This window comes from Vibrio neptunius (assembly GCF_000967495.1).
Taxonomy (GTDB): domain Bacteria; phylum Pseudomonadota; class Gammaproteobacteria; order Enterobacterales; family Vibrionaceae; genus Vibrio; species Vibrio neptunius.
On sequence record NZ_JXXU01000063.1, the window covers coordinates 1 to 678 of the forward strand.

Genomic DNA, 678 nt, shown 5'->3' on the forward strand with positions numbered 1-678 from the left:
TTCCAATTCACTCTGTGAATGGAAAAATACATTGCTGTAACCTCTACTGTGGGAACGAAAAATCTTTGTTCTATCGGTATCGCTATAATAGCACCAGTCAAACTTATGAAAAAATTTTATAACCTTGCGTTTTTTATTGTAAAAAACGAATAACCAATCTTCGCGATGGCCGATTCTCACCTCGGCTTCCTCATCCGGTTGGCGCTTTAAACGGGTAAACGAGAGTAAAATCAGCCCACCCGCACCGGCAAGAATCATCGGGCCGACCGTGGCAACCATAAACACACAAAAGCCCGCCCCAAACCAGGCCACTACCTGCACAGCACTGTTGACCCAGCGCGGCATATTACGCCGCTTCTTAACCACTAACCCTTTCTCTGACAGCGTATAGTCAAAACGATAATCAAGGGCAAACGTTAAGTAACATACGCCTGACATCAATATGGATATCCCAATCATCATGCTATTAAGAAATATTTCATCACGATCAAATATCACATAAGTGAGAATATAAAACGGAATCATGGGTACCAGTGCGTAGCACAAATACAAATAACGAAAAGCCTCTTCAATATCGTATTTATGCCAACGTATCTGATCGCGCCCAGCCGCTATCTCCTGCTCTTGCTGCTTTTGCTTAAGCGCAAACTCTTCTGGGGTGAGATAAAAGGGTAAATA

Annotated in this window: 1 protein-coding gene; it reads right to left on the bottom strand. The window is 43.1% G+C overall.

Going from position 1 to position 678, the window contains the following annotated elements:
• On the bottom strand, window positions 1-678 hold a 678-nt coding region (locus TW84_RS24630), incomplete at both ends, for a hypothetical protein (protein ID WP_045977413.1).